General features: G+C 45.4%; 32 protein-coding genes. 15 read left to right on the top strand and 17 right to left on the bottom strand.

Annotation, left to right across the window (positions count from 1 at the left end):
- Positions 1-433 precede the first annotated feature (433 nt).
- The 6 genes from J4N45_RS07930 (at position 434) to J4N45_RS07905 (ending at position 5,950) form a co-directional block, all read left to right on the top strand.
- Positions 434-1,462 (top strand): amino acid ABC transporter substrate-binding protein, encoded by a 1,029-nt coding sequence (locus J4N45_RS07930; protein WP_042475678.1) that lies wholly within the window; start codon positions 434-436, stop codon positions 1,460-1,462.
- Between the two features lie 68 nt (positions 1,463-1,530).
- On the top strand, positions 1,531-2,733 hold the full coding sequence (locus tag J4N45_RS07925; RefSeq protein WP_252014426.1) for an amino acid ABC transporter permease: 1,203 nt from the start codon (positions 1,531-1,533) through the stop codon (positions 2,731-2,733).
- A gap of 1 nt (position 2,734) precedes the next feature.
- Positions 2,735-3,832, top strand: a complete 1,098-nt coding sequence (locus J4N45_RS07920) for an amino acid ABC transporter permease (RefSeq protein ID WP_128648632.1) — start codon at positions 2,735-2,737, stop codon at positions 3,830-3,832.
- Positions 3,833-3,853: 21 nt separating this feature from the next.
- On the top strand, positions 3,854-4,603 hold the full coding sequence (locus J4N45_RS07915; protein ID WP_042475673.1) for an amino acid ABC transporter ATP-binding protein: 750 nt from the start codon (positions 3,854-3,856) through the stop codon (positions 4,601-4,603).
- Between the two features lie 214 nt (positions 4,604-4,817).
- Positions 4,818-5,480: a Bax inhibitor-1/YccA family protein gene (locus J4N45_RS07910; protein ID WP_112461762.1), complete on the top strand. Its 663-nt coding sequence runs from the start codon at positions 4,818-4,820 to the stop codon at positions 5,478-5,480.
- Between the two features lie 140 nt (positions 5,481-5,620).
- Complete coding sequence (locus J4N45_RS07905) at positions 5,621-5,950, top strand: TusE/DsrC/DsvC family sulfur relay protein (protein ID WP_252014673.1); 330 nt, start codon at positions 5,621-5,623, stop codon at positions 5,948-5,950.
- Between the two features lie 4 nt (positions 5,951-5,954).
- On the opposite strand, the gene yccX is transcribed toward J4N45_RS07905, so the two are convergent.
- Complete coding sequence (gene yccX, locus J4N45_RS07900; protein WP_042475671.1) at positions 5,955-6,230, bottom strand: acylphosphatase; 276 nt, start codon at positions 6,228-6,230, stop codon at positions 5,955-5,957.
- Positions 6,231-6,379: 149 nt separating this feature from the next.
- On the opposite strand from yccX, the gene J4N45_RS07895 reads away from it, so the two are divergent.
- From J4N45_RS07895 to J4N45_RS07880, 4 genes are all read left to right on the top strand, one after another.
- Positions 6,380-7,570 (top strand): class I SAM-dependent methyltransferase, encoded by a 1,191-nt coding sequence (locus J4N45_RS07895; RefSeq protein ID WP_252014424.1) that lies wholly within the window; start codon positions 6,380-6,382, stop codon positions 7,568-7,570.
- 433 nt (positions 7,571-8,003) lie between these two features.
- Positions 8,004-9,287 carry a TolC family outer membrane protein gene (locus J4N45_RS07890; protein ID WP_252014672.1) on the top strand — a complete coding sequence of 428 codons (1,284 nt, stop codon included), beginning with the start codon at positions 8,004-8,006 and terminating at the stop codon, positions 9,285-9,287.
- A 2-nt stretch (positions 9,288-9,289) separates the two neighbouring features.
- Positions 9,290-9,913 carry an OmpA family protein gene (locus tag J4N45_RS07885; protein ID WP_252014422.1) on the top strand — a complete coding sequence of 208 codons (624 nt, stop codon included), beginning with the start codon at positions 9,290-9,292 and terminating at the stop codon, positions 9,911-9,913.
- Positions 9,914-10,035: 122 nt separating this feature from the next.
- Positions 10,036-10,395 carry a DUF2750 domain-containing protein gene (locus J4N45_RS07880; RefSeq protein ID WP_042475668.1) on the top strand — a complete coding sequence of 120 codons (360 nt, stop codon included), beginning with the start codon at positions 10,036-10,038 and terminating at the stop codon, positions 10,393-10,395.
- A gap of 30 nt (positions 10,396-10,425) precedes the next feature.
- On the opposite strand, the gene queC is transcribed toward J4N45_RS07880, so the two are convergent.
- Positions 10,426-11,112 (bottom strand): 7-cyano-7-deazaguanine synthase QueC, encoded by a 687-nt coding sequence (queC, locus tag J4N45_RS07875; protein WP_252014420.1) that lies wholly within the window; start codon positions 11,110-11,112, stop codon positions 10,426-10,428.
- Between the two features lie 35 nt (positions 11,113-11,147).
- The gene (gene queE, locus J4N45_RS07870; protein ID WP_252014419.1) at positions 11,148-11,828 is read right to left on the bottom strand and encodes a 7-carboxy-7-deazaguanine synthase QueE; all 681 of its coding nucleotides are present in this window, start codon (positions 11,826-11,828) and stop codon (positions 11,148-11,150) included.
- Between the two features lie 150 nt (positions 11,829-11,978).
- Here queE and J4N45_RS07865 point away from each other — a divergent pair, with 150 nt between their 5' ends.
- Both J4N45_RS07865 and yegS read left to right on the top strand, forming a co-directional pair.
- Positions 11,979-12,782, top strand: a complete 804-nt coding sequence (locus J4N45_RS07865) for a Cof-type HAD-IIB family hydrolase (RefSeq protein WP_252014418.1) — start codon at positions 11,979-11,981, stop codon at positions 12,780-12,782.
- A gap of 32 nt (positions 12,783-12,814) precedes the next feature.
- Positions 12,815-13,735 carry a lipid kinase YegS gene (yegS, locus tag J4N45_RS07860; protein ID WP_252014417.1) on the top strand — a complete coding sequence of 307 codons (921 nt, stop codon included), beginning with the start codon at positions 12,815-12,817 and terminating at the stop codon, positions 13,733-13,735.
- Here yegS and J4N45_RS07855 read toward each other — a convergent pair.
- From J4N45_RS07855 to J4N45_RS07840, 4 genes are all read right to left on the bottom strand, one after another.
- Positions 13,707-14,177, bottom strand: a complete 471-nt coding sequence (locus J4N45_RS07855) for an RES family NAD+ phosphorylase (RefSeq protein WP_252014416.1) — start codon at positions 14,175-14,177, stop codon at positions 13,707-13,709. The genes yegS and J4N45_RS07855 overlap by 29 nt on opposite strands.
- Entirely contained in the window at positions 14,177-14,620 is a 444-nt protein-coding gene (locus J4N45_RS07850; protein ID WP_252014414.1) for an Xre family toxin-antitoxin system antitoxin, read from the bottom strand. Before J4N45_RS07850 ends, J4N45_RS07855 begins: the two co-directional genes overlap by 1 nt.
- 123 nt (positions 14,621-14,743) lie before the next feature.
- Positions 14,744-15,652, bottom strand: coding sequence for an N-acetylglucosamine kinase (gene nagK / locus J4N45_RS07845; protein WP_128648638.1), 909 nt, complete (start codon positions 15,650-15,652; stop codon positions 14,744-14,746).
- Between the two features lie 156 nt (positions 15,653-15,808).
- Positions 15,809-16,543, bottom strand: a complete 735-nt coding sequence (locus J4N45_RS07840; RefSeq protein ID WP_252014412.1) for a tRNA-uridine aminocarboxypropyltransferase — start codon at positions 16,541-16,543, stop codon at positions 15,809-15,811.
- A 75-nt stretch (positions 16,544-16,618) separates the two neighbouring features.
- Between J4N45_RS07840 and J4N45_RS07835 the strand changes: the two genes are divergently transcribed.
- Entirely contained in the window at positions 16,619-17,419 is an 801-nt protein-coding gene (locus tag J4N45_RS07835; RefSeq protein ID WP_252014411.1) for a sterol desaturase family protein, read from the top strand.
- Here the strand turns inward: J4N45_RS07835 and J4N45_RS07830 are convergent.
- Positions 17,416-19,455 carry a methyl-accepting chemotaxis protein gene (locus tag J4N45_RS07830; protein WP_252014409.1) on the bottom strand — a complete coding sequence of 680 codons (2,040 nt, stop codon included), beginning with the start codon at positions 19,453-19,455 and terminating at the stop codon, positions 17,416-17,418. The genes J4N45_RS07835 and J4N45_RS07830 overlap by 4 nt on opposite strands.
- Positions 19,456-19,599: 144 nt before the next feature.
- Between J4N45_RS07830 and J4N45_RS07825 the strand changes: the two genes are divergently transcribed.
- On the top strand, positions 19,600-20,070 hold the full coding sequence (locus J4N45_RS07825; RefSeq protein WP_252014408.1) for a C40 family peptidase: 471 nt from the start codon (positions 19,600-19,602) through the stop codon (positions 20,068-20,070).
- Positions 20,071-20,115: 45 nt separating this feature from the next.
- On the opposite strand, the gene J4N45_RS07820 is transcribed toward J4N45_RS07825, so the two are convergent.
- A complete protein-coding gene (locus J4N45_RS07820) occupies positions 20,116-20,460 on the bottom strand; it encodes a DUF3802 family protein (RefSeq protein ID WP_042475645.1) in 345 nt (114 codons plus the stop codon).
- A 181-nt stretch (positions 20,461-20,641) separates the two neighbouring features.
- Between J4N45_RS07820 and J4N45_RS07815 the strand changes: the two genes are divergently transcribed.
- Positions 20,642-21,508, top strand: a complete 867-nt coding sequence (locus tag J4N45_RS07815) for a fructosamine kinase family protein (protein ID WP_234493770.1) — start codon at positions 20,642-20,644, stop codon at positions 21,506-21,508.
- Here the strand turns inward: J4N45_RS07815 and J4N45_RS27340 are convergent.
- The 8 genes from J4N45_RS27340 to J4N45_RS07770 all read right to left on the bottom strand — a co-directional run bounded on the left by J4N45_RS27340 (position 21,505) and on the right by J4N45_RS07770 (position 25,924).
- Positions 21,505-22,563 (bottom strand): GNAT family N-acetyltransferase, encoded by a 1,059-nt coding sequence (locus J4N45_RS27340; RefSeq protein ID WP_503056641.1) that lies wholly within the window; start codon positions 22,561-22,563, stop codon positions 21,505-21,507. The genes J4N45_RS07815 and J4N45_RS27340 overlap by 4 nt on opposite strands.
- A complete protein-coding gene (locus J4N45_RS07800; protein WP_252014407.1) occupies positions 22,560-22,958 on the bottom strand; it encodes a GFA family protein in 399 nt (132 codons plus the stop codon). Before J4N45_RS07800 ends, J4N45_RS27340 begins: the two co-directional genes overlap by 4 nt.
- Before the next feature lie 10 nt (positions 22,959-22,968).
- Positions 22,969-23,703, bottom strand: coding sequence for a glucose 1-dehydrogenase (locus J4N45_RS07795; protein WP_252014406.1), 735 nt, complete (start codon positions 23,701-23,703; stop codon positions 22,969-22,971).
- 8 nt (positions 23,704-23,711) lie between these two features.
- The gene (locus J4N45_RS07790) at positions 23,712-24,311 is read right to left on the bottom strand and encodes a LysE/ArgO family amino acid transporter (protein WP_252014670.1); all 600 of its coding nucleotides are present in this window, start codon (positions 24,309-24,311) and stop codon (positions 23,712-23,714) included.
- Positions 24,312-24,381: 70 nt separating this feature from the next.
- Positions 24,382-24,573, bottom strand: coding sequence for a CPXCG motif-containing cysteine-rich protein (locus J4N45_RS07785; RefSeq protein WP_081936078.1), 192 nt, complete (start codon positions 24,571-24,573; stop codon positions 24,382-24,384).
- 140 nt (positions 24,574-24,713) lie between these two features.
- On the bottom strand, positions 24,714-25,169 hold the full coding sequence (locus J4N45_RS07780; protein WP_252014405.1) for a GNAT family N-acetyltransferase: 456 nt from the start codon (positions 25,167-25,169) through the stop codon (positions 24,714-24,716).
- Between the two features lie 41 nt (positions 25,170-25,210).
- The gene (gene arfB, locus J4N45_RS07775) at positions 25,211-25,621 is read right to left on the bottom strand and encodes an alternative ribosome rescue aminoacyl-tRNA hydrolase ArfB (protein ID WP_252014404.1); all 411 of its coding nucleotides are present in this window, start codon (positions 25,619-25,621) and stop codon (positions 25,211-25,213) included.
- A 6-nt stretch (positions 25,622-25,627) separates the two neighbouring features.
- Positions 25,628-25,924 carry a Dabb family protein gene (locus J4N45_RS07770; protein ID WP_252014403.1) on the bottom strand — a complete coding sequence of 99 codons (297 nt, stop codon included), beginning with the start codon at positions 25,922-25,924 and terminating at the stop codon, positions 25,628-25,630.
- Positions 25,925-26,060 lie beyond the last annotated feature (136 nt).

Here is a 26,060-nt window from a genome sequence, read left to right as displayed (position 1 = left end):
ACTATTCATTCATAATCACCATATTGGTGCAAAATTGTCACCGAGACATTGATCACAAAACTATTTATTACCAAATTTTTACATTTATTAAGAGAAATATACTACCTAAATTCCCATCAACAACGATTTGTTCCGAGTTAACGAATATTTAACATACCACACTCTAATTCCCTTTTTTAGTGCTTAGTTGCACTATTTACAAAGTCATCACACTTGGCCATTCTAACAATTGTTTAGCGTCGCGTGGCAACTCAAAAAACCATTTAAATTAATAATTTGAGAAATCACGGTTCATTATCTACGCTTTAAACGGCTGTGACAACTTGCACCAAATCGGTTCAAAAACAACAGCTCAGAATGCAACACAACAACAATTAGCACATTGTATTCAGGCAGGACCTGACTTACACGGATCTAACAGGAAGGATACACAATGGCAAAGAAACTCACTCTTATCGCTTCTTTAGTGGCGGCATCTGCTGCGATGATGAGCACATCAGCGTCTGCTGCTGACTCTACACTAGACAAGGTCACTAAAGCAGGTGTTTTATCATGTGGCGTTAGTACTGGTCTACCAGGTTTCTCTAACCCTAACTCAAAAGGTGAGTGGGAAGGTATTGACGTAGAATACTGTCAAGCTCTTGCTGCTGCGGTACTTGGCGATAAATCTAAAGTTAAATACGTTCCATTAACGGCGAAAGAACGTTTTACTGCGCTTCAATCTGGTGAGATTGACGTACTTTCTCGAAACACAACTTGGACTCTACACCGAGATTCAGCTCTTGGTCTTAACTTCGTAGGTGTCAACTACTACGACGGTCAAGGCTTTATGGTTAAGAAAGAGCTTGGTCTAACAAGCGCGAAAGAGCTTGATGGCGCATCTGTTTGCGTTCAGTCAGGTACAACAACTGAGCTTAACCTTGCAGACTACTTCCGTAACAACGGTATGGAATACAAGCCAGTTGTATTCGATACAGCAGCACAAACCTCAAAAGGTTTCGATTCTGGTCGCTGTGACGTACTGACTACTGACCAATCTGGTCTATACGCACTGAGACTAAACCTAGCAGATCCTAAATCAGCTGAAGTACTACCAGAGATCATCTCTAAAGAGCCTCTAGGCCCTGTAGTTCGTCAAGGTGATGACCAGTGGTTTAACATCGCTAAATGGACTCTAGCTGCAATGGTGAATGCTGAAGAGTACGGTATCACATCGAAAAATGCAGACGAAATGCTTAAGTCTACCGATCCAAACATCAAGCGTATCCTAGGTGTTGATGGTCCTAAAGGTAAAGGTCTAGGCATTGCTGATGACTGGGGCTACCAAGTGATCAAACAAGTAGGTAACTACGGCGAAAGCTTCGAGCGTACTGTAGGTGAAGGTTCTCCTCTACAAATCTCTCGTGGTGTTAACGCACTTTGGAATGCAGGTGGCTTCATGTACGCGCCACCAATTCGCTAATCGCGATTTCATGCTCCAACAAGGGCGGTTTTACCGCCCTTTTTCAAAGGATTTGAGGTTATAGCTGTATGAAACCTACTACGACTCAAGTCGCGTCGCAGGAAAAACCTGCGAAAAGCGCAAATCTACTATACAACCCCACCTTCCGCTCCGTTGTATTTCAGGCACTTGCCCTACTCGCTCTCGGACTATTCTTCTATACCATAGTCGACAACGCACTTAATAACCTAGCTGCGCGCGGTATCGCCACAGGTTTTGACTTCCTGAATCAAGAGGCAGGATTCGGCATCGGTCTCACATTGATCGAGTACGATGAAACCTTCTCTTATGGACGCACCTTTTATGTGGGGCTTTTAAACACGGCTCTAGTATCAGTACTAGGCATTGTGTTTGCTACCATTCTTGGTTTCGCTATGGGTATCGCAAGACTGTCATCAAACTGGCTGGTTAGCCGTTTTGCGGCGGTCTATATTGAGATATTCCGAAACGTTCCCCTTCTGCTACAAATTTTCTTCTGGTACTTTGCCGTCCTTCAAGCGCTTCCATCCGCTCGCCAGAGCTTAAGTTTGGGAGAAGCGATTTTCTTGAACGTACGAGGTCTCTACTTCCCTGCTCCAGTATTTGGGGAAGGAAGTAGCGTGGTGATTGGTGCACTCATTGTTGGTGTCATTGCGACCATTGTTATTAATATTTGGGCAAGCAATCGCCAGAAGTTAACTGGTCAACAGACTCCTATGTTCCGCATCGCCGCAGGTCTTATTGTCGGTTTGCCTCTCGTAGCCTACTTCATCATGGGCATGCCTATCTCTGCCGAATACCCAGTACTGAAAGGGTTTAACTTCCGTGGCGGTATCAGCATTATTCCAGAGCTAGCGGCGCTTACACTTGCGCTGAGTATCTACACGGCGTCGTTCATTGCTGAAATCGTTCGCTCGGGTATTAACGCTGTGAACCATGGTCAGACAGAAGCGGCAATGTCATTAGGCCTGCCTAGGTCAAGAACGCTCAAACTGGTTGTTATTCCGCAGGCACTACGAATCATCATCCCGCCATTGACAAGTCAATACTTAAACTTGACTAAGAACTCATCTCTCGCAATGGCGATTGGTTACCCAGACTTGGTGTCAGTGTTCGCCGGAACCACTCTAAACCAAGTGGGGCAAGCGATCGAGATCATTGCGATGACGATGGGCGTTTACCTGACACTGAGCCTGCTCACGTCAGCGTTAATGAACATATACAACAAGAAAGTAGCTTTGGTGGAGAGGTAATATGGAACAGCATCAATTTCAACCAGACCTTCCACCTCCAGCAAATACCGTTGGTGTTGTTGGCTGGCTGCGAAAAAACTTGTTTAACGGCCCTGTCAACTCTGTCGTTACTCTTGTACTGGGTTATTTCGCAATTTCACTAATCTGGTACGTGTTTGATTGGGCAATTTTAAAGGCCGACTGGGTTGGTACGACTCGCGAAGCATGTACACGTGAAGGCGCTTGTTGGGTCTTTATCAGTGTTCGTTGGGAACAGTTCATGTACGGGTTCTACCCACAAGCTGAACTATGGCGTCCTCGTCTGTTCTATGCAACGCTGGCGATTTTCGTAGCATTACTTGCATACGAGCGCACACCAAAGCGTCTTTGGATCTGGCTATTCTTCGTGAATATCTATCCTTTCATTGCAGCGGCGCTACTTTACGGTGGTGTGTTTGGTCTTGAAGTCGTCGAGACTCACCGTTGGGGTGGACTACTTGTTACCCTGATTATCGCACTAGTAGGTATCATCGTATCACTTCCAATTGGCGTAGCACTGGCTCTAGGTCGCCGCTCTGAGATGCCAATCATCAGAAGTATCTGTACGGTTTACATTGAAGTTTGGCGTGGTGTTCCACTGATTACCGTTCTATTCATGGCTTCCGTTATGCTACCTCTCTTCTTCTCAGAGGGTGTGGAGACTGATAAGCTGATTCGTGCGCTTATTGGTGTTGTCATGTTTAGTGCAGCCTATATGGCAGAGGTAATTCGTGGTGGTTTACAAGCGATCCCTAAGGGTCAATATGAAGCTGCAGACGCACTTGGACTGAGTTATTGGAAAAAGATGGGACTAATCGTGCTTCCACAGGCACTAAAAATCACTATCCCATCAATTGTTAACACCTTTATCGGTCTATTTAAAGATACCAGTCTGGTACTCATCATCGGTATGTTCGATGTATTGGGTATTGGTCAAGCTGCGAACACCGACCCAGAGTGGTTAGGTTTTGCTACGGAAAGTTATGTATTTGTCGCGTTAGTGTTCTGGGTGTTCTGTTTTGGCATGTCGAGATACTCGATCTGGCTAGAGAACAAACTGCATACCGGTCACAAACGATAAACGGAAATTCGAGGACGTATTATGACGCAACAAGAAGATTACATGATCCAACTTAAGGACATGAATAAATGGTACGGCGAGTTTCACGTACTTAAGAATATCAACCTAGACGTTAAGAAAGGTGAAAAAATCGTAATCTGTGGCCCATCTGGCTCTGGTAAATCAACGATGATTCGCTGTATTAATCGTCTTGAAGAACACCAAGCGGGACATATCTTTGTCTCTGGTACAGAGCTTACCGAAGACTTAAAGAATATCGAGGCTGTGCGACGTGAGGTCGGCATGTGCTTTCAGCACTTTAACCTCTTCCCTCACCTAACGGTTCTGGAGAACTGTACGCTTGCTCCTATCTGGGTAAAGAAAATGCCTAAAGAGGAAGCGGAAGCCATCGCTATGAAGTATCTAGAGCGTGTTAAGATCCCAGATCAGGCCGACAAGTACCCAGGTCAGCTATCTGGTGGTCAGCAGCAACGTGTAGCGATTGCTCGTTCACTGTGTATGAACCCACAAGTCATGCTGTTTGATGAACCTACGTCCGCGCTCGATCCAGAAATGGTTCGCGAAGTACTGGACGTAATGGTAGAGCTTGCAGAAGAAGGTATGACCATGCTGTGTGTAACGCACGAGATGGGCTTCGCCAAGGAAGTTGCAGACAGAGTTATCTTTATGGATGCTGGTGAAATTATTGAAGAAAACAACCCTGTCGATTTCTTCGAGAATCCGCAATCAGACCGTACTCAGAACTTCCTGAGTCAGATTTTGCATCACTAATGACATCAAATGTAACAAAGGCGACGATTATGTCGCCTTTTTCTTTGTAGGTATCTGATGTACACTGGAAATATTGTGTTACATCTTGATATACCCTTAACCAGTTATTTTTATTATGATTTTGTTCAATGACTTTTATAACGGGACTTGATCTTTTGAACATTCAACCCCATAAATAGTCATATAAATAAGTAAATCATCTATGAGGAAGATTATGAACGATCCTATGGTATCTCGCAGTTCTGCTCAAGCGAGTGTACTGCAAACAAACAAGGTATTGCGAAATACTTACGCGCTGCTATCTATGACGCTACTTTGGTCTGCGGTCGTTGCAGCATTCTCAATGGCAATGAACCTACCTCGTCCAGGCCTTATCCTGATGTTGGTTGGTTTCTACGGCCTATTGTTCCTTACAGAGAAAAACCGTAACAACAGCATGGGTCTCGTGTTCACGTTCTTGTTCACTGGTTTCCTTGGTTATACAACAGGTCCAATCCTAAACGCCTATGTTGGCGCGGGTATGGGCGATGTTATCGTTACTGCTCTTGGTGGTACTGCCCTAGCCTTCTTAGGCGCATCGGCTTACGCTCTAACAACTAAGCGTGACCTATCATTCCTAGGTGGCGTACTAATGGCTGGTTTCGTTGTCCTGCTTATCGGTATGGTAGCGAACATCTTCCTACAGATGCCAATGATTCACCTAGCGATGAGCGGCATGTTTGTTCTGTTCTCTACTGGTGTGATTCTGTTGACGACTCAACAAATCGTGCGCGGTGGTGAAACAAACTACATCTCTGCAACAGTTAGCCTATATGTGTCTATCTACAACCTGTTCATCAGCCTACTTTCTATCCTAGGTATCATGAACAACGACTAATAGGTCAAGTTGTTAAACGAATAGGTAAAGCCCGAGACATTGTCTCGGGCTTTTTGCATTTAAATCAGCAAGAGAGCCTTGAAAGTTAGGACGGACCTGAGCTAACCTTCTGACGATTATCCGCCATAAGAATGACTATGATGTTTGAATACAACGGAAAAACCATCGAAACCGATGCTGAAGGATACCTTCTCAATCACCAAGATTGGGAACAAGGAATGATCGAAGTACTCGCCGCCGAAGAAGGTATAGAGCTGACGGACGCTCATATTGAAGTCGTGATGTTTGTGAGAGACTTCTACGAAGAATTTAACACTTCCCCTGCCGTACGCATGCTTGTGAAAGCGATGGAAAAGGCGCACGGCCCAGAGAAAGGCAACAGCAAATATTTATTTAAGCTGTTTAAGAAAGGCCCTGCTAAACAGGCAACTAAGCTCGCGGGTCTTCCAAAACCAGCTAAGTGCTTGTAGGCATCTAAAGGATCTTGAAACCTGAATAAACGTTTGTTTGTTCGCAAGGCTCCCTGACTACCGACTCTACCGATGCAGTTCTGGGACCTTGCAAAAGCCAATCACACAGCGCTTCGACTCTCGCCTCATCACCACATGCGACGACCTCCACTGACCCATCATATAAATTTTTTGCATAACCAGTTAGACCCAGTTTTAGTCCTTCATGACATGTGTGGTACCGAAAACCCACGCCTTGTACGTGTCCAGTTACGATCACTTTCTGGCAATATTGACTCATCATTCAACTCCTAACCAACAACGTCTGCATAGCTGATTCTAGCTTAGTTGGTGTTGATTTCGCTCCAATGATCATGCTCAATTTGCATTTGTTTGAAACTTCACACAAAATACCCCACCTTTTCTTTCCAAAACTTCGTAAGGCATACCATGGCAGCAGCTATTCACCTTGTTAAAGGCCGCGACAAATCACTTAGACGTAAACACCCTTGGGTTTTTTCAAGAGGTATCTCTCGTGTCGATGGGACACCTGAGCTCGGTGAAACCGTCGATGTATATGCTCACAACGGCGAATGGTTGGCGAAAGCGGCTTACTCACCTAACTCTCAAATTCGCGCTCGTGTTTGGAGCTTTAAAAAGCAAGACATTAGTGTTGAGTTTTTCATCCAACAAATCCAGCAAGCACAACTTCTTCGCGAAGACATTATCGAACGAGACGGCTTAACTGGCTATCGTTTAATCGCGGCTGAGTCAGATGGACTACCAGGGGTGACCATTGACCGCTACGGCAATTTCTTGGTGTGTCAGCTCTTAAGTGCTGGTGCAGAATACCAAAAAGAAACGCTGGTACAGGCTCTTATCCACTGCTTCCCTGAGTGCTCTATCTACGAGCGCTCAGATGTGTCGGTACGAAAGAAAGAAGGCTTAGAAGAGCGCACAGGCGTACTTCACGGAGAATCTCCTGACAAGCCAGTCGTAATTGAAGAAAACGGTGTCAAAATCAGCGTTGATATTATCAACGGTCACAAAACTGGTTTTTATCTCGACCAACGCGATAGCCGCTTCCAAGCGCAGAAATATGTGAAAGATAAAGAAGTCCTCAACTGCTTTAGCTACACAGGTGGCTTTGGACTTTACGCGCTTAAAGGCGGCGCTAAGCGTGTTATCAACGCGGACGTTTCACAACTCGCACTTGATACAGCAAAACACAATGCCGAGCTCAACGGCTTCACAGAGAAGAAAAAAGCCGTATTCCTGAACGCTGACGTGTTCAAACTGTTACGTGAGTATCGCGATCAAGGGACGAAGTTTGACGTCGTCATTATGGATCCGCCAAAATTTGCTGAATCAAAAGCACAGCTAAATGGCGCTTGCCGTGGCTATAAAGACATCAACATGCTTGCGATGCAGATTCTAAAACCAGGCGGCACACTGCTAACCTACTCTTGTTCAGGATTAATGGACGGCAATCTGTTCCAGAAAATCATCGCAGACGCTGCGGTCGATGCTAACCGCTCGGTTAAGTTTGTTGAGCGTTTTGAACAAGCAGCAGACCACCCAACCGACACAGCTTACCCAGAAGGGTTCTATTTGAAGGGTTTTGCCTGTAAGGTCCTATAACTATTAGGTTTACCTCTCGAAGCTTCATTATCAAGCCAACTTGACGACTGTTAGGTTGGCTTTTTTACATCTGCTGTCTCAAAAATAAGATTCTATTTCACTCCATTCATTGATTTCATAGTTTTCTCTACTATTTTCAATAATATGTACAAATTCGTTGCTAACCTTTAAATGTAAATGTAGCGAGTCTTAAATCAGATACATAATCAAGACAAATCCAGATTGAAAAGAGACTTATGCTCGCTATATTTAAAGCTACAGTTATTAACTTTTTGACTTGGTTAGTCTTATTGAAACCAAGTCAGTGGAGGCTATTATGCCGTTTCACAAACCTGAGCGAAGGGAGCGCACGTGTCATGCACGCCGCTCGCTCATTACAGGACCAAGGAGAAAGACTTTGAATAAGCTCACCCTGACCACCACAGCTTGTTTTATGGCTCTTAGCCTTCCTGTTAACAGCCAAACCCTTGAGCAAGCCGTTGCTTTCACACTCAAAACTAACCCAGACATTAAAGCTGCTTACAATGAGTACGTGAGTAAACGATACGATGCAGACGCAGCAGTCGGTGCATACCGTCCTAAAATCGATTTGGATGGCGGTATCGGTTACGAAAGAACCGACTACGACCGTGAAAACGTGATTAACAGCAGAAATGAGAGCCTAACAAGAAAGGAAATCGGGATAACGCTGACCCAGCTAATTTGGGACGGTAACGAAACACTGAACGATATCGACAGAACGGCTGCCGATGCTGAATCGGTCCGATATCAACTCCTTGCTGACGCTTCCGATATTGCTCTAGAAGTCGCTCAAATCTATCTTGACGCGACCAAGGCTTATGAAGTTCTCGCCCTATCTGAGGCCAATCTAGAAGTTCACAAGAAGATTTACTCCGATATCAAAAAACGTGTTGATTCCGGAATCGGCTCCACGGCTGACTTGTCACAGGTTGAAGCACGTATCGCAAAAGCGCATGGTAATCTTCTCGCCGCTCAAAATAACCTTTTTGATACACACACTCAGTTTAAACGCCTCGTCGGACAGGCTCCTCTCGGACTTAAATATCCGCGAGCGGATGAAGTGGCTATCCCGCTGACTGTCGATGATGCTCTTCAAATGGCGGTAGAGACTCATCCAGTGATAAAAATATCGCAGGTAGACGTTGATTCTGCTCGATTCCAATATCAACAGACTAAAGGCGTAAACTACCCAACGTTCTACATTGATGCTGGCCATAATTGGCGAGATGACGCTAGTGGTAACATTGGTACAGACAATGAAACGCGTGCCATGCTTCGTATGCGCTATAACCTCTACAACGGCGGTTCCGACTCAGATCGTACAGAATCAGCAGCCTATCAGCTCAATAAAGCGAAAGACTTCCGAGACCGTACCTATCGAATGGTTGAAGAGGGGTTGAAGCTGTCATGGACGGGTCTTGAGTACACAGTACAACAACGAGAATTCTTGTCAGACCATGTTGACTCAGCATCAGACACCGTCGTTGCCTACCAAAAGCAATACAAAATCGGTAAGCGTACCTTACTCGATGTACTCAACACCGAAAATGAGCTGTTTGAGGCCCGTAAAGGTTACTTGGATGCAAAATATGCGGAGCAGTTTGCGCGCTACAGGGTGATGAACGCGACTGGTGGTCTATTAGATGCGCTTCGCGTTGATACGCCTGAAGAATGGAACGAGAGAGTGGAGTATTAATCATGAAACTACAGAGTAAACTGATAATCTGTGGCCTGATGGTTGCGCCACTGGTCGCGGTTGCAACGACACCGGAAGAAGACAAGTATGACTATCGCCCTACTCCGGTCGCAGATCAAAAAGCTGACCTGCTCGATGACGATGGAGACGGTGTTATTAATGCGCGAGATCTGTGTATTACCACGCCTCAGGGAGCGGAGCTGGATAACGACGGCTGCGAGCAATATATCGATGTGTCGAACTCATTAGCATTGCGTATCCTGTTCGACAATAACTCAACCTTCATTAAGCCTGTGTTTCAAAACCAGATTTCTGAAATGGCAGCGTTTCTTAACGAGTACCCAGAGACAAGCATCGAGATACAAGGTTTTGCGAGTATTGTCGGCAACGAAGACAAAAACATGGTGCTTTCTCAAAACCGAGCAGAAGTCGTTAGGCAAGCGATTATAAGCAATGGCGTAGACCCTAACCGTCTTACCATCATTGGATTCGGCGAAACCAAGCCCGAGGAACTCGGTAATACTGAGTTTGCTCACGCCATGAACCGTAAAGTGGTCGCATCCGTTGTCGGATACAAAGGCGAGGTGGATATGGAGTGGACTATTTTCACTAAAATTGGAAAATAGATTATTTAAGCATCATCCACATCTAAAGCGCTCTAAATGAGCGCTTTTTTGTTGCGATTTCATTTAGATATTAGCTATCTCATGCTAGTCTTGTAAGCAGTTCTTACTGCGAGTATAAAACAATGAGTAAATTAACGTCTGATATCGAACAGAACCTAAAGCTGTTTATTGAAGAAACAAGCAAAACCCAACTTGTTTGGGGTCTTCGCAACGACGAAGGTTGGTTGGCGGTTGACTCGACTGAGTTCGAAAACAGCGAAGTAATGCCTTTTTGGTCATCTGAAGAAGATGCTAAAACGCATAATGTAGAAGAATGGGCTGACTTCGAAGTGCTGCACATTCCACTCGATATCTTTGTTGAAGACTGGTTGCTAACACTGGATGAAGATGGCGTACTAATCGGAACTAACTGGAACGATAAGTTAGAAGGTAAAGAAATGGAGCCTTCTGATGTTGCTAAGCTTTATCTAAAAGCAGATTAATAAAGAAAGAGGCGCTTAATGCGCCTCTTTTTAGTTGGACTTGTCTTCTAAGGACTTCATTACCGTTTCTTTATTGTCTAGGTACTGATTCAGTCCATTGGCTCTTAGCTCACATGATGGGCAGTCGCCGCAACCATCACCAATCACACCGTTATAACAAGTCAGCGTCTCATTTCTAACTAGCTCAAGTGCATCGTATTTGTCTGCTAACGCCCACGTCTCCGCTTTGTCTAACCACATTAGTGGCGTCACAATATCGAGCTGTCTATCCATGCCTTGCACCAAAGCGCTGTTCATCGCTTTGATGAAGTCATTACGGCAGTCTGGGTAACCAGAAAAATCGGTTTCACAAACACCAGTAATCACTGCTTGTGCACCAATCTGGTACGCATAGATACCAGCAAGCGTCAGAAATAGGATATTACGACCAGGCACAAAAGAATTCGGCAAACCGTTCTCTTGCAGCTCATGGGAAACAGGAATATCGTCTCGAGTCAGTGAGCTGATAGCGAGTTCGTTAAGAAGACCCACGTCCATCACTTTATGAGCTTTCACGCCTAGCTTTTTCGCTACCGCTTGTGCTACTTCAATTTCCAGCTTGTGTCGTTGCCCATAATCAAACGTGATCGCGTGGACTTCATCGTACTCCTTTAGAGCCTGCACCAAACAGGTTGTGGAATCTTGACCACCACTGAAAACAACTACTGCCTTTTTCATTACTTTCTCCATTTGCGGAATTCTGCGCTATCCAATTAAGCAATATTCAAATATTTATGGGTCTGAACCGACAAACGCCAATTACGAGCAATACAAGTCGACATACACAGCTCCGTCGCTCGAGGCTTTTGACTGATCGGTTGAAGAGCAATCACCACATCATCTTTAAGTGCAACGCCATCTAGCAGTTCATCTAGCTGTTCGATGTTTTTATCTGTCGCTACTGGATGCTTAATCTCGTTCGCACGCTCTAACGCCGATTCTAATACTTCACGTTTACCTTTCATTGCGATTTTAGGTGACACTGTCACCCATGTCGCATCGGTAACTTTCACTTCAGACGTACCGCTGGTCTCAATTTGACATCGAGCACCTATTGCCTCGAACACTTCACATAGCGGCGTCAGATCGTACTCACACGGCTCCCCGCCTGTGATAACAATATGCTTAGCATTAAAACCCTGCGCGTTATACATATCAACGATGTCTTGAGCACTTACATCGCTCCACGTTGGGCTATCGCCTTGCTTCGCGATGATTTCTCCAAACGCTCGCTCATCCTCTGCTTTTGCTTCCCAAGTTTGCTTGGTATCACACCATGCACAACCAACGTTGCAAATCTGAAGCCGGACGAACACCGCGGGAACGCCTGTAAATACGCCTTCACCTTGGATGGTTTCGAACATTTCGTTGATCTTGAATTGTTTACCGCTCATTGAATATTGCCAATTATATAAGATGAGCAGACCTTAAAGGATGCGCATTAGAAATTCAATACAAACCCACCGACAAAATTGCTGGTAGTTCACGACACTTTTCCCTATTCTGGAATCGTTTTGTTTTATTTCTTTTTTTAGGTAAGTCACGTGTACAAACTCATAGCTATCGATATGGATGGCACCCTACTCACATCCGAAAAAACCATCTCTCAAAGAACCAAAGAAGCGATTGCCGCGGCCAAAGCGAAAGGCGTCACTGTGGTTCTAGCATCGGGCCGTCCACTTAACGGCATGAAGGATGCGCTTGCTGAGCTAGAACTAATGCAGCAAGACGATTTCGTCATTCACTTTAACGGTACCTATGTGGAGAAAGTAGCGAGCGGTGAACGTTTGCACGAGCAAACACTAACAGGTAAAGATGCCAAAGAGGTTGCGCGTCTTGCTCAAAAGCTCGGTCTCGACTGCCACGCCTTCAGTACTGAAATTGGGTTGATTACACCAAGAGCCAACACATATACCGATCACGAAGCTGAAATCAATAAGCTCGATATCAATATTTATGATTTTGAAAAGCTAGAAGATGATCATCAGATTATTAAAGCTATGATCGTAGGCGAACCTTCCAAGTTAACCGAGCAGATCGCCAACATCGATGTTGATTACCATAACCGCTACACCGTTGTGCAAAGCGCACCTTTCTTTTTAGAGTTCCTTAACCCTCTAAGTAACAAAGGTGAAGGGGTCAAGGTCATTGCAGACCATTTAGGTATCCCATACGAGCAAACCATGTGCTTTGGCGATGCAGAAAATGACCATCATATGATCAAATTTGCAGGTAAAGGTGTCGCCATGGCGAATGCGATGGAAGAGACCAAAGCCATTGCCGATTACATTACCGACAGCAACAACGAAGATGGCGTTGCGAAAGCTATTGAAAAGTTTGTGCTATAGTTTCAGCTAACTCTCTGTTTTAAGGAAGAAACATGACTACTCGCCTACTACTTAATGGAAAGAAAGCGTCACAAGAATATATTCGTGAGGCGGTCTATCAACTTAGAGAACAGGGGCACGAGCTGGAAGTTCGTGTCACTTGGGAAGGCGGAGACTTTGAGAGACTAGTAAAAGAAGCCGGAGAGCAAGGTGTCACTCGCCTGATTGCTGGTGGTGGAGACGGAACGGTGAACGAAGTCGTTGATGCCTTAATCAGGTATCAACTGCAGCACATTGAGTTAGCCGTTCTACCTTTAGGCACGGCTAACGACTTCGCCACGGCCTCCGAGATCCCCACAGCGTCACCTTACGACGCCCTTCTTCTCGCAATGACAGGCGACGCTACACCTATCGATGCAGCATCAGCGAATGAACGACATTTCATCAATATTGCAACCGCCGGTTTTGGCGCGCAAGTGACGGCTAATACGCCCGTAGCTCTCAAGAATTTTCTGGGCGGCGGCGCCTATACACTTGCAGGTGTTGTTCAGGCAATCAATTTTCAACCATTTAGCGGCACTGTACTGTTTGATGGCGAGGTGGTCGAAAGTAACGTCGTTGTAGGGGCGGTATGCAATGGCAGAATGGCAGGTGGTGGTCAGCCGCTATCTCCTAACGCTCTGCTGAATGACGGCTTATTAAATGTCGTGTCTCTAGAAGAGTTCTCGCCTACCGATATTCCTGCGGTTGTAGACGAGTTGCTTCAGGATTCTGATTTCAGTGGTAAATATGTCAAACGTAACCAAGTCAAAACGCTTGAGTGGGTCTCGGACAGTATCATGCCCGTAAACTTAGATGGTGAGCCGCTGATGGCAAAACATATAAAGTTCAGCGTCTTGCCCAACGAAATCAAACTTGTGCTACCTTCATGTTCGCCCGTGCTTGTCAACGGCTCAAACGGTGGTCAGGGTTAAACGCAAGTTTAACCACCTCTAGCTGCTCTAAGTTGAAAGCTGCGTGTTGTATGTTGAGTAAACAATTAAACTCTCTAGGTACTATTGTCGAAGGGATTTTTAAGCACAAGCTCATCTCGCTCTCAAGCCACTCATCTCCAATCTGAGCAGTGGAAGATGGCGCCGGGTCTTCTTGCCAATCGTCTGGTAGATAGCTCTGGTCGAGCTCTATGATCAGGGCTTCTTCAATATCTATTCGATAAAGATCGTAGTCGTTAAGTAATTCGGTATCGTTTAAGTGAACCAGAACTTCGAGAATCGCGAGCGATTCTGAGGTAGCGAGATAAACACAACGGTTACCCGCTGAATTCCAGCGCCCGCCGTATCGCCTCGCTCCTTCACCATCGAATACTTGCTCGATATTAGTAGCAAATTTCTTTTTGACGATACGATATAAGAACATTAGTTGAATACACCGTGTTCGAGGCGACCGATTACGCTCAACACCTCTTCGGTCTCAGCACTGGTTTTCAACATATCGCTTGGCGCAACGTACCCGAGAGCTTTAACTGGATTGTGCATCCATTGAAACGCTTTCAACTTATTATCTTCAAATAGTCGCAAAGACGCGTTATACACTTCGGCGTAGCGATAAAGTCTATCACTCTCTTCAGAAGAGAACTTACCGTCCTTCGCTCGTCGACTCAGAGTCGCACTTTTAATGTTGGTGATACGTGCTAGCTCTTTTTTCTCAATGCCTGTAACGTTGGCGAGTTTTTGATAGGTCGCATAATCAAAGCCAGCCTCGATCGCCTCATGCAGTTTGCGACCTCTTGGCGGCACACCAATTTGCGACCAAAATCCGGCAGTCGATCGAGAAGGAACAAATTTTGTTGAGGCAGTCATAAAACCTCCACTTGATAGCTTATAAACATATCAAATGATATACCAGTTTGATCGTTTTCTCAAACCAGACTCCAGAAACAACAAAGGCGACCACTGCGGTCGCCTTTAGCAAATTCAAGCGTCTTATTTGATGTTCAAGAATGCTGCACCACGAACACCACCTGAATCGCCGTGCTTCGCTTTAACAATCTTAGGACACTTAGCCACAGACATTAGGTATTTAGGCACGCGCTTTGGCATCTCTTCGTAGATAAGCTCAAAGTTTGACAGACCACCACCTAGCGTAACGACATGTGGGTCGTTCGCGGTGAAGATATTTGCAAAGCAGATTGCCAATAGCTCCATGAACATATCAACAAATTCAATCGCATCCGCATCGCCTGCTTCGCGAGCTTTAATGATGTCGATCGCTTTTTTGCTCTCGCCGTAATAGTTAGCGTAAAGCAACTCGAAACCGCGACCTGAAAGGTAGTTATCTAGACAGCCTTTTTTGCCACAGCCACAATCAAGCAACGGTGCTTTGTCACCAAGGTGGAACCATGCATCGATAGGTAGACGCATGTGGCCCAACTCACCCGCAACGTTGTTGCGACCAGAGAACACTTTACCTTCGTAAATTAGACCGCCACCAAAGCCAGTGCCTAGAATTAGACCCATAACTGATGGGGCATCTTGTAGCTCATCATCCCACGCTTCAGAAAGCGCGAAGCAGTTTGCATCGTTCTCTAGCTTAACTTCGCGACCGATCTTTGCTTCTAGATCACTACGAAGCGGCTTGCCCTTTGCACAACCAATGTTAACGGTCAGTACCGTACCATCGTCTGCATCTTCCATACCCGGAAGACCAAGACCAACCTTACCCTCTGTACCCAACTCTGCATCGTACTTTGCTACAAGACCAGCAAGTGTGTCTAGTAGTACTTGGTAATCATCAACAGGTGTTGGAACGCGCTCAGTTGCCACACGTTCTAGTTTTTCGTTGAAAGCACCAAACTCAATTTTTGTGCCGCCGACGTCAAAGCCGTAATACATGAAACTCTCCTTGAAACCTCAAACCGAGGCAAAAAAATAGATAATTGATGGCATTATCCATATCCCTACCCCCTCAAACTGTGATGGAGCCCCAATTTATACCTTTGCTTGCACTGCTTGGCTAACAAGTCGTCACCTAACTGAACACAATTAGAGTCAGGTCTCGTTTTTTATTAGACCTATGAAATTATTCAGTGCCGGGCGAGACATATCGGAAGAAAAACGTGTCTTGCTCAACATATAACTTTCACGGAAAACCGCAAACCACTCAGACAAAATCATCGCGTTTCTTGAAGCGCCAAATTGCTCAAAAACCAAACTCGCGACTTCGGCAGTCGCTAGGTGGTCTTCTTTCTCTGATTTTCGCATCATGTAGTTAGATACAGCTTCTGGTTTGATCGAACAAACTGGGAACCCATCTAAGTATGGAGACTTGCGAAACATTCGTCTCGCCTCGCGCCAACTGCCATCAAGCAAAATGAATAGCGGCTTTTTACCTTCCAATGAAACTAATTTCGTCTCAGACAACACGCGCTTTTTGTCGTCTACATACTCTTCTGGAAAGATAATGATAGGTTGTAGGGTCTCATCTTTGAGCATTGCCAACATCTCAGGATTAGGCTCAGTACGATGCCAAGGAAACGCATAGCCCTGTTCTACCGTATCAAGTATCAAGCGACCTGTGTTACTCGGCTTTAGGATTTCAGCATCAGATACAAGAAGCATCACCGCAACATCTGAGCTCGGCTCTGGCTGGTGCTCACAGATACAATATTGCTGTGCAATTTGGCATGTTTTACAGCGCACCACTTTTGCTCCGCGAGCATTAAATGGTTTGGTTGCAGCGGCAAGGCGCTCGTCGTACATTGTATGGAAGGCGTGGCGTCTCATGTTGGTGTTACTCTGATAAAAGGTGGCGGGATTCTACTTCGCCCGTCACAGATAGTAAAAGGAAACTCATCATTAATGGAAAACAGTGACTCAATTCGATTAGCGATTTTTCTCTCCGTACTAATAATCTGTGCAGTATGGGAATGGTGTGCGCCTCGAAAAACCCGCACTCGCAGTCGCTGGCTGCGTTGGACAAATAACTTGGGCTTGGTTGGTTTTAACTCACTGGCACTGGCTTTAGTAATGCCTTTACTCGCCATTGAGTCTGCAATGATCGCCGCCGAGAACAATATTGGTTTATTCCATTGGCTTGAGCTTCCTCTATGGCTCTCTTTACCTTTATCGGTCGTACTCCTCGATGCCGCTATTTACTTTCAACACCTCGTTTTTCACAGAGTTCCTCTATTGTGGCGTTTACACCGCATGCACCATGCGGATCGCGACATTGACGTCACCACCGGAGCTCGGTTCCACCCTATCGAAATAGTACTTTCAATGTGGATCAAAGTGGCTATTGTTATGCTATTGGGCGCCCCTGCTCTCGGAGTTTTGGTATTTGAGATCGTATTAAATGCCAGTGCTATGTTTAATCACAGCAATGCCAAACTCCCGCTTGGTGTTGATAGATGGCTTAGAAGGATCGTTGTCACCCCTGATTTTCATCGCGTGCACCACTCTGTCATTCCAAGGGAAACCCACTCCAACTTTGGCTTCTTTTTGTCAGTTTGGGATCGTTGGTTTGGTACCTACCGCGCGCAACCCGAACTCGGTCATGATAGAGTGGAGATTGGCATACCTGAGTTCTCAGCGCCAAACGAACAAAGGCTGGATAAACTACTTACCCAGCCTTTTAGAAACGATTCAAACCTTGGTTAGATTCGGTTCAGCTCGTACTTGTGCAACATCGCTTGCTGGTGCCCAGCAATCTCTGCGACCTGTTCGGCACTCTCAACCATAGATTCAAGTTGCATGTTTGAATGCTGCCCTTGGTCTGTTACGTGAACAATAGCGCGCCCTACTTCAGCGGTTGCCCTTTCTTGCTCTTCTGTTGCCACAGAGACCTGCTCAGCGCGTTCGCGGATGTGGTTCACTGATAAGGCAATATCGGCAAACGACGCTTTTACTCGTTCACTTGACTCTAACGCGTGATTCATTTCACCTCGTGATTCAGTCACAGATTGTCGAGAATCTTGAGCAGCATGCATTAAATCTGACATCATTTGACGGATGTTCGTGGTTTGCTCCGAGGTATCACTTGCAAGCTTGCGAACTTCATCGGCAACAACCGCAAAACCACGCCCCATCTCGCCAGCTCTTGCTGCCTCTATGGCAGCATTAAGCGCAAGCAAGTTGGTGTTATCGGCAATGCCACTGATCATATCAACCATTTCTTGGATCTGTTTTACTTTACCGTCCAACTCGTTCATCGACGCTTCGTTGTTGCCAAGTGTTGTCTCAAGAGAGTGTAATCGCTCTTGGTTGTCTTCCACGGCTTTAAGTCCGAGCGTAGCGAACTCTTCAGCTTGTTGAGAGTCGGCAAATGACGCCGTTGTCACCGTGGCGATCTCTTTAATCGAAGCTTCTAATTGAGTCACAGTTGCCACCATGCTGTCTAGCGACTCATTTTGAGCAAGTAGGCTATTGCGAGTCTCTTCAGCTGCGCCATGGCTAATTTCTGCTGTTTGATACAGGGTCTCGCAGTTCCTTGTCACCACTTCAATAGAGTCATGAGTCGAAGCGATGACTTGGTTGAGCTTGCGTGCAATATCGCGCATCTCCGATGGACCGGACATGACTACATCGCCCGTCAAGTCATGCTCTACTAGTCGCTTCAACTGGCGAGTAATATTCTTGAGAGCGCGATTTACCCAGCGTCGCAACCCAAAGAATACCGAAAGCACAACAACGACCAGAATCGTTGTCGTGATGACAAGAGTGACAATATTGGTTTGAATCGTGTCATTAACCACTGACTGGCTCTCATCAATCAGAATCGCTGCCGTATCAGATATGTCGGAGAGAAGTTGAGTCGTTTCATTCGCCAACACCGCTGCATTCGCCAACTCCTCTCGCTGAGTCGTCACAAGCTCCAAACGTTCTATGATCTGGCGTACCACTCCTGCTGGCTTAAAGCCTTCTTTCACCATCTCGTAAGGTGCTGTGAAACTTGGGAACTCACTGATCTCTGGGTGCCACTCTTCAAACTGATCGTAGGCTAAGTTGATGCTCGCATAGCGATTTCGCATTTGACGATACTCAGCATTCGCTTTCTTAAGGTCGGTTTGCATCATTAACATAAGGAAAGCACTTTCCATGGAGCTTGCCGCTGTGACAACTCGCGTCGCAGCGTCCGCTGAGGATGGGTTATTCTGAGTGAACAGCAAACTAATACGATTCATCTCTTGCCCTAAAGTACTGATCGCATAACGAAAGCCTGTAACTTCCTTATCAATCTTAGCATCCATCGACAAGATATCTGACTGAAAAGCAAGAATCGCCTGAGTGACCTCTTGGAGTTCTAGAATTTTTTGAGCTAATAGATCGCGTTGTTCTGGTGTTACCGCGTTGCCCATTTCAGCAGCGATAGCGAACAGATTTTGGACTTTGCTATCACTTTGCTCGACAAGTTCGGTAATGCGCAATCTGGTTTCTTCTAACTCTTGTGTTGAATCAAGCTGTGTGCCGTAATTGAGAAGCTTGACCTGCTCTAATACATCTTGCGTCAACGCAGCATTATTTAACGAAAGCGGTAAAGCGTTCTCTGACAAATTATCAAATTGCTGCTTTACTTGATTTAGACCGTTAGTACTTAGCAAGCTAACGCCAATAAATGTGAGGATAATAGTTAGGAAAATGGCACTTAAAGCGTGCACGAGCGAAATGGAGCGTGTTCCCTTGTCTGGGGGTGTCATAATCAGTCCGTTGTCTTGATCAATTAAACTGTAACCAAATCGGTAACTCATTCGTACAAGTTAATGATTTGGTATAGAATTATCGGAAATACTAGAGAGCGTTAATGACGTTTTTATTACATTTAAATGTAAGCAGTGTGACAAATGAAAGTTGTTAAATTATTGATTTCATACAGTATGGTAGCTTTATTGGCAGCGTGTTCTAGCCAACCGCAGCGCGCGCAACACACTCAGCAAAGCTACAACACCCAAGAAAATGCCGCCTTTTTAGCAGAATATAAAAAGTGGCAAGGTGTGCCCTACCGACTCGGTGGAACTAATTATTCTGGCGTGGATTGCTCGGCTTTTGTGCAGGCGGTATATAAAGATGCTTATGCTTTGTCATTACCAAGAACCACAGCTCAACAAGTAAAAGTTGGCGATAAAGTCTCTTACAATAACGCACAAAGCGGTGATTTAGTCTTTTTTAAAACGGGAAGAAAGACTCGCCATGTCGGTATTTACTTGGGGGGAAACACCTTCATGCATGCGTCGACATCGAAAGGAGTGGTGCTATCGAGATTAGATAACCCTTACTGGGCTTCTACTTTTTGGCATTTTAGAAGTGTGCAATAACCTTTCTCTTATCACCATTATCGACAAGAGAAAGGTCAATATCATTTAATCGTACTTTGCGACAGCGGTATCAAATAAATTTTTAACCAACGCAATGTATTCATCTAGAAAAGCGATTTGCTCGTTCGTCGCTTTTTTATTCCAGACTCCCGCCAATACCTCTTCCAGATCTTGAATGACTAAGTCGACTTCTTTTAGCAACTTGAAGCGAACACTTGAGTGAAGCTCTGGGTTCTGCTCAAAGACCGCCATGATGTTAGATGCCACCATATCGGTTGATACATCCTCAATCGTTTCTTCGCCGGTATCCCCGACTTCTGAGGTGAACACACTTAAATTGAGTGCAAGGTGTTCGATGAGTGCTTGATAGCCGTCAGTATCTACAACCACGACTGCTCTCCTAGCAATTACTTAAATATGACAAGGCGTTAACCATAGCAAACCTAGGTCACGTTTGTAAGAACACAAGTGGAAATTCGGGTGGCATGTCAATGAATCTGTGCGCTGACAGTATGTTATGTAAGCAATATTGTTCTACACTAGCGATAGTGTTGGCAGGCGGGGGTAATCTATGTGGCAAGCAATTTCAGATCAGCTTTCGGAAACGCTCATGTTCGAGTTCAATATTACCGAGCGAATAAAAATGAGCGGCGGAGACATTAATCAGTGCTACATGATTAGTGACGGCGACCAACGCTACTTTGTTAAACTCAACGACAAAGACTTCATAGCGAAATTCGAAATCGAAGCCGACAACCTCACAGCGTTGCGTGAGACCAATACTGTGCACGTCCCTGAGTTGGTATTGATCGGCAAAACCAAAGAATCTGCATTCATCATCCTTAACTATATCCCCGTTAAGCCTCTTGATACCGGTCCGGCAAGCTACCAGTTTGGAGAAGAACTTGCCAAGCTCCACAAATGGGGCGAACAGAAAGAATTTGGATTCGACCAAGACAATTACATTGGTGCAACGCTCCAACCTAATCAATGGCATAAGAAATGGTCACGCTTTTTCTCAGAGCAGCGCATTGGTTGGCAACTGCAACTACTTAAAGAAAAACAAATCACCTTTACCGACATTGATGACTTCGTTGAGTTGGTCAACGAGCAACTCTCGGGACACAACCCAAAACCTTCTCTGTTACACGGTGATTTATGGTACGGAAATGCCGCCAATACGGCATTTGGTCCAATTTGCTATGATCCTGCTAGCTACTGGGGAGACAGAGAATGCGACCTAGCCATGACTGAATTGTTTGGTGGGTTTAGACAAGAGTTCTATGACGGGTATGAGAGTATTCTCGCGATAGAGCCAATGTACGAATACAGAAAGCACATTTACAACCTTTATCATGTTCTCAACCACTGTAACCTGTTTGGTGGTGAATACTTAGACCAAGCAGAAAAGCTTATCACCACCATCCAATCATCTTAACGGCTTTCCACGACACTCAATCGGCTTTGCTCAGCTTGAAGAATCTCCTCTAGTCTAGCAAAGCCGTTTTCATTGTTGCCTTCATCAGACAAACCACTAGGATTAAACCAGTTTGCTCTTAATCCAGCCCGCAATGCGGGTTCAATGTCCCTTTGATTTTGGTCACCCGTCATCACTAATCGCTCTGGTGAGACGTTTAGCATACTCGCTATAGTTGGGAAGAATTGGGCGTCATCTTTCGTCACACCCAGATTGCTATAACAAAAATATCCAGATAAATACTGAGCTAACCCAACACGCTCAAACGCTTTATGAATATCTCTTTCAGCCGAATCCTTTGCATTAGTAGCAACGTAAACCGGACAAAGAGCGGATAGACCTTTTAGTAAATTAGCCGCACCCTCAACCGCACGAACTTCAGTCCAATCGCACATTTTTCCTTGTTGCGAAGGGTCGTCAAACATCAAGGTATCACCCCAGTCGAAAAGATAAATATGGTTTTGCCGACGCCATTGCACTTCTAGTGACTTCCATTCCTCGCGTAGCACACCATACTTAACCGAATCGTAGTACTCTCCTCGGTAGTATCTAACTTTACGAAGGCGCGCCTCTTGTTGCATCCCCAGTTTTTCTGCGCAGCGCATCATACGAGGGTTTCCAGACCAGGTCGTTAACCCTACACGTGCAATGTCTAGCGTATTGAATAGATGGCTTACCCAGGACACTAACGCTTTCTTGCCGATACTTCTGCCCCACAAAGTAGAGTCATAGACTAATACACCGACTTCAAGCCACCGAGTTGCCTTATCTTCCCAATAATAACTGACGGTACCAATCGCTCGTCCCAAATACTCGATGACCAATGCATCTTGACCTTGTTTCAGTCGCGAAAAGTAGTTGTCCGCAAACTGCGCTTGGGTCGGCCTTTCATAACCAAAGTAAGGTCCGTTGAGTTGAGTCCAGTTTTCATCACCCGTCATAAGATCGTAGATTGCCGGTAGGTCTGCATCGATTGCTTGGCGAAGAATGACATCTTGAAAGCTTAACTTAATCATACCTTTCTTACCTCGCACTCATCGAGTGTCTGCCAAGAATCTGCACCATCAAAGTATCGAATATGCAAATTGGCCAAGTTGTCCGCAAGTCTGAAATTAATCGCTGTTCGCGAACTGTCGGCTTTGCCACTAGAGGAATAATGAGTAACGCATCCACAAATAGAGCAATGTTGGAAATCGATGTAACCATCTCCCCATCGATACGCTTTGGTCTCAATTTTTTTGATTGTCACTAACACATCTTCTGGCGAAAAGTACCCCCAAAGCGCTGCATAACGTCGACAGATAGAACAATTGCAGCTAGTGACGGACTCTGGCATAGATTCAAAAGAGAGTTGAACATTTCCGCAGTGACAACTTAGTGTGTGCTTTTCATGATGAATAGCTCTGTGCATGATGATTCCCCTATTTACCGCCTGATACATCAATAAAAGTGCCGGTGACGAAAGACGCATCATCGGAAAGGAGCCATACGATAGCTTGAGCGACTTCCTCTGCCTCACCACCTCGTCCTAATGGGATCTGAGCAGCAAGACGATTAACTCGCTCTGGTTCTCCACCATCGGCATGCATCTCTGTGTGAATCAGTCCTGGCCTTACTCCGTTTACACGGATATTGCGCGAAGCGAGTTCCAACGATAGCCCCTTGGTTATCGTATCCAAAGCACCTTTACTAGCCGCATAATCGACATACTCAAATGGCGAACCGGTAACTGCCGCACGTGAAGATACGTTAACGATGCTTCCACTATCTGAGCTCATGTATTTCACTGCCTCGCGACAGCAGATTAGCGCACCTGTCACGTTGGTCATCAAAATCTTGTTGATCCTCTCACTTGTCAGAGCCTCTAACGTGCACTGCTTGCTCAATATGCCGGCATTGTTGACCAGTCCATCTATCTCGCCATGCTTTTCATACACCTGACTAAACATGGCGACAACTTCATCTTCATTGGCGATATCAGCTTGATAACACCATGCTTGACCACCTTCTTTTCTAATAGACTCAACTGTCTCTTCTGCTCGGGTCTTATTCGCTAGGTAGTTCACGATTACGCGGTGTCCCTGCTCTGCCAATAGCTTTGCCGTCTCACTGCCAATCCCTCGGCTGCCGCCTGTAACAACAATTAAACGCCCCATAAGTACTCCTAAAATCCAATCAGTGAAATGGCAATTGCCAACATAATACAGCCGACAAGGGCTTCAAGGATCTTCCATGAAATCGGTTTATGAAAAATGGGTGTAAGTAGCCGAGCACCGTAGCCTAAAGAGAAGAAAAACACGAATGATGCCGTCACAGCGCCCAAACCAAAAGAAAGTTGCTCTGGCGCATATTGAGTCGATATCGATCCTAAAAGAACGACCGTATCGAGGTAAACATGAGGGTTAAGCCAAGTTAGCGCTAAGCAGATAAGCACGGTTTTCGTTAGGCTAGAGTTCGCCTCTCCTTCTGGATCAAGTTGATGTGAGCTGGAAATCGCCGACCGAAAACTCTGGAAGCTATAGACAAAAAGAAAAGCAGCACCCGCGTAACGGGCGACCTGTTCAACTTGAGGGTATTTTTCAATCACCACACCGAAGCCACTGACTCCAGCGGTAATCAAAGCGGCGTCAGATATTGCACAAACAGCACAAACAACAAAGACGTAATGACGTTTGAGCCCCTGCTTAAGGACAAATGCGTTTTGAGCCCCAATGGCGAGAATCAAAGAGAGACCAAGCGAAAAGCCGGTAAAAAAGACGGCGATATCCAAACTAACTCCAGTTTACATCCATATAACAAGCTAGTTTGTAACGTGTAATTAGTTGAATTTCAATCTAAACATCATTTTCATGGCGCACGGTAACGAAGACATCATCACTATCTAGAGTGACTTCGAACAAAATAGGACGGCAGCAAACATAACAATCTTCTATATACTCCTGACTATCGACCGTGCAATCGATAGAGGTCTCGAAAGCCTCTCCACAGTAAGGACAATTTACCCGCCACGCTCTGATTGCTTCCATGTTCAATCCCTTTTGCTTTTTTCATAAGTTTAGAATTGCTATAAGGCATTAACAAATGTTGCGTCGTATTCCACATACGGAGCTATAAAAAGCTCCTGTAGATACTCTAGACTGAAGGATCAGATTCAATTGTCGCGAAGTTATAGAGTTTTCGTCATAAACGTACTATTTGGGTCGAGCACATAATCAGCAAACGGCTCGCATTCAACGAAGCCATGACTCAAATAAAGAGCTCTTGCTGCGCTAAAATAGTCCTCTGTGCCAGTTTCTAGGCTTAAACGAGCGTAACCGTGCTGCTCAGCCTTCTTTTCCAAATGGGCTAACAACGACTTCGCAACACCCTTGCCCCTAGCTTGATGCGATGTACGCATTGATTTTATTTCAGCATGTTTGGCATCTAGTGCTTTAAGCGCAATACAGCCCAATAAGTCCTCGCCACGCCAAGCCGTCCAAAACTCAATATTTGACTGACGTAACGCCTCTATATCGAGAGCATGAACACTCTCTGCTGGGGATGTGGCATACATATCGTCCAAGTGCTCTTGAAGAAGAGCCTTAATCTGAGAACCCTTTAAGTCATCCTTGATAATATCCAATTCTTTTTCCTCGATTTAATTTGTTGAGTTTTTGGCAGACTCTATTGCACTTTTCCTCGCAGCGCTTTGGTTTGACTCTTGCGCTTCTTGTTATCCACCCGTCGTTTCTGAGATGCTCTTGTAGGCTTGGTCGCTCTGCGAGCTTTTTGAACGACGGTCGCAGAGAGTATGATCTGCTTGAGCCTCTCTAGGGCGTCTTCACGATTTTGCTCCTGAGTCCGAAACTGTTGAGCTTTTATGATGATGACGCCTTCTTTGGTGATTCTTGAATCAGTTAAAGCTAGGAGCCGCTCTTTGTAGAAATCGGGTAACGTGGAGCGCTTGATATCAAAACGCAAGTGAATAGCTGAGCTCGTCTTATTGACTTTCTGACCACCAGCTCCCATCGAGCGAATAGCGGTCAGTTCTATCTCCCAATCGGCGAGTGTTACTGTATTTGAGATCTTTAACATAGCTATCTAGAGCGAATAATCAAAGACGACAATGTCTTCTAGAATTGGACGAAACACTGCCTTTAATGCGTCATGCTCTGGATGCGGAAGGTAATTTTGGCGCCCGGCTTCGTCACGGAAGGTCATCAACACAGTATGTGTATAGTGTTTATTCTTACCTTCAGGGCTATCGTTTACGCCCCACTCTACAGCGTCTACTCCTTCCACTTTCGAAGGCATAGCCTCAAACAGTGCCTTTAGCTCACTGATGTTTTGTTCCGTTGCGGTTGGTTTAAACTGAATGAGGAGTATATGGCGTATCATGCTCATCACCTTCTGCGTGCTGTTGGCGCGTTAACTTATTGAATTTAAGTGATGGTACAGAATATATCGTCAAGACTCTAGCATGTTGAGACTAAGTTCAAACAAAATGAACAGGGAAAGATGCTCCTTGCCCTGT

Origin of the sequence: Vibrio sp. SCSIO 43140 (assembly GCF_023716585.1) — a bacterium.
Lineage (GTDB): Bacteria > Pseudomonadota > Gammaproteobacteria > Enterobacterales > Vibrionaceae > Vibrio > Vibrio maritimus_B.
This window is presented reverse-complemented; position numbering and strand designations above follow the sequence as displayed.

Bases quoted from the DNA above. Each gene is read 5' to 3' on its own strand.
- J4N45_RS07930 (WP_042475678.1), top strand. From the start codon at position 434: ATGGCAAAGAAACTCACTCTTATCGCTTCTTTAGTGGCGGCATCTGCT.
- J4N45_RS07925 (WP_252014426.1), top strand. From the start codon at position 1,531: ATGAAACCTACTACGACTCAAGTCGCGTCGCAGGAAAAACCTGCGAAA.
- J4N45_RS07920 (WP_128648632.1), top strand. From the start codon at position 2,735: ATGGAACAGCATCAATTTCAACCAGACCTTCCACCTCCAGCAAATACC.
- J4N45_RS07915 (WP_042475673.1), top strand. From the start codon at position 3,854: ATGACGCAACAAGAAGATTACATGATCCAACTTAAGGACATGAATAAA.
- J4N45_RS07910 (WP_112461762.1), top strand. From the start codon at position 4,818: ATGAACGATCCTATGGTATCTCGCAGTTCTGCTCAAGCGAGTGTACTG.
- J4N45_RS07905 (WP_252014673.1), top strand. From the start codon at position 5,621: ATGTTTGAATACAACGGAAAAACCATCGAAACCGATGCTGAAGGATAC.
- yccX (WP_042475671.1), bottom strand. From the start codon at position 6,230: ATGAGTCAATATTGCCAGAAAGTGATCGTAACTGGACACGTACAAGGC.
- J4N45_RS07895 (WP_252014424.1), top strand. From the start codon at position 6,380: ATGGCAGCAGCTATTCACCTTGTTAAAGGCCGCGACAAATCACTTAGA.
- J4N45_RS07890 (WP_252014672.1), top strand. From the start codon at position 8,004: ATGGCTCTTAGCCTTCCTGTTAACAGCCAAACCCTTGAGCAAGCCGTT.
- J4N45_RS07885 (WP_252014422.1), top strand. From the start codon at position 9,290: ATGAAACTACAGAGTAAACTGATAATCTGTGGCCTGATGGTTGCGCCA.
- J4N45_RS07880 (WP_042475668.1), top strand. From the start codon at position 10,036: ATGAGTAAATTAACGTCTGATATCGAACAGAACCTAAAGCTGTTTATT.
- queC (WP_252014420.1), bottom strand. From the start codon at position 11,112: ATGAAAAAGGCAGTAGTTGTTTTCAGTGGTGGTCAAGATTCCACAACC.
- queE (WP_252014419.1), bottom strand. From the start codon at position 11,828: ATGAGCGGTAAACAATTCAAGATCAACGAAATGTTCGAAACCATCCAA.
- yegS (WP_252014417.1), top strand. From the start codon at position 12,815: ATGACTACTCGCCTACTACTTAATGGAAAGAAAGCGTCACAAGAATAT.
- J4N45_RS07855 (WP_252014416.1), bottom strand. From the start codon at position 14,177: ATGTTCTTATATCGTATCGTCAAAAAGAAATTTGCTACTAATATCGAG.
- J4N45_RS07850 (WP_252014414.1), bottom strand. From the start codon at position 14,620: ATGACTGCCTCAACAAAATTTGTTCCTTCTCGATCGACTGCCGGATTT.
- nagK (WP_128648638.1), bottom strand. From the start codon at position 15,652: ATGTATTACGGCTTTGACGTCGGCGGCACAAAAATTGAGTTTGGTGCT.
- J4N45_RS07840 (WP_252014412.1), bottom strand. From the start codon at position 16,543: ATGAGACGCCACGCCTTCCATACAATGTACGACGAGCGCCTTGCCGCT.
- J4N45_RS07835 (WP_252014411.1), top strand. From the start codon at position 16,619: ATGGAAAACAGTGACTCAATTCGATTAGCGATTTTTCTCTCCGTACTA.
- J4N45_RS07830 (WP_252014409.1), bottom strand. From the start codon at position 19,455: ATGACACCCCCAGACAAGGGAACACGCTCCATTTCGCTCGTGCACGCT.
- J4N45_RS07825 (WP_252014408.1), top strand. From the start codon at position 19,600: ATGAAAGTTGTTAAATTATTGATTTCATACAGTATGGTAGCTTTATTG.
- J4N45_RS07815 (WP_234493770.1), top strand. From the start codon at position 20,642: ATGTGGCAAGCAATTTCAGATCAGCTTTCGGAAACGCTCATGTTCGAG.
- J4N45_RS27340 (WP_503056641.1), bottom strand. From the start codon at position 22,563: ATGATTAAGTTAAGCTTTCAAGATGTCATTCTTCGCCAAGCAATCGAT.
- J4N45_RS07800 (WP_252014407.1), bottom strand. From the start codon at position 22,958: ATGCACAGAGCTATTCATCATGAAAAGCACACACTAAGTTGTCACTGC.
- J4N45_RS07795 (WP_252014406.1), bottom strand. From the start codon at position 23,703: ATGGGGCGTTTAATTGTTGTTACAGGCGGCAGCCGAGGGATTGGCAGT.
- J4N45_RS07785 (WP_081936078.1), bottom strand. From the start codon at position 24,573: ATGGAAGCAATCAGAGCGTGGCGGGTAAATTGTCCTTACTGTGGAGAG.
- arfB (WP_252014404.1), bottom strand. From the start codon at position 25,621: ATGTTAAAGATCTCAAATACAGTAACACTCGCCGATTGGGAGATAGAA.
- J4N45_RS07770 (WP_252014403.1), bottom strand. From the start codon at position 25,924: ATGATACGCCATATACTCCTCATTCAGTTTAAACCAACCGCAACGGAA.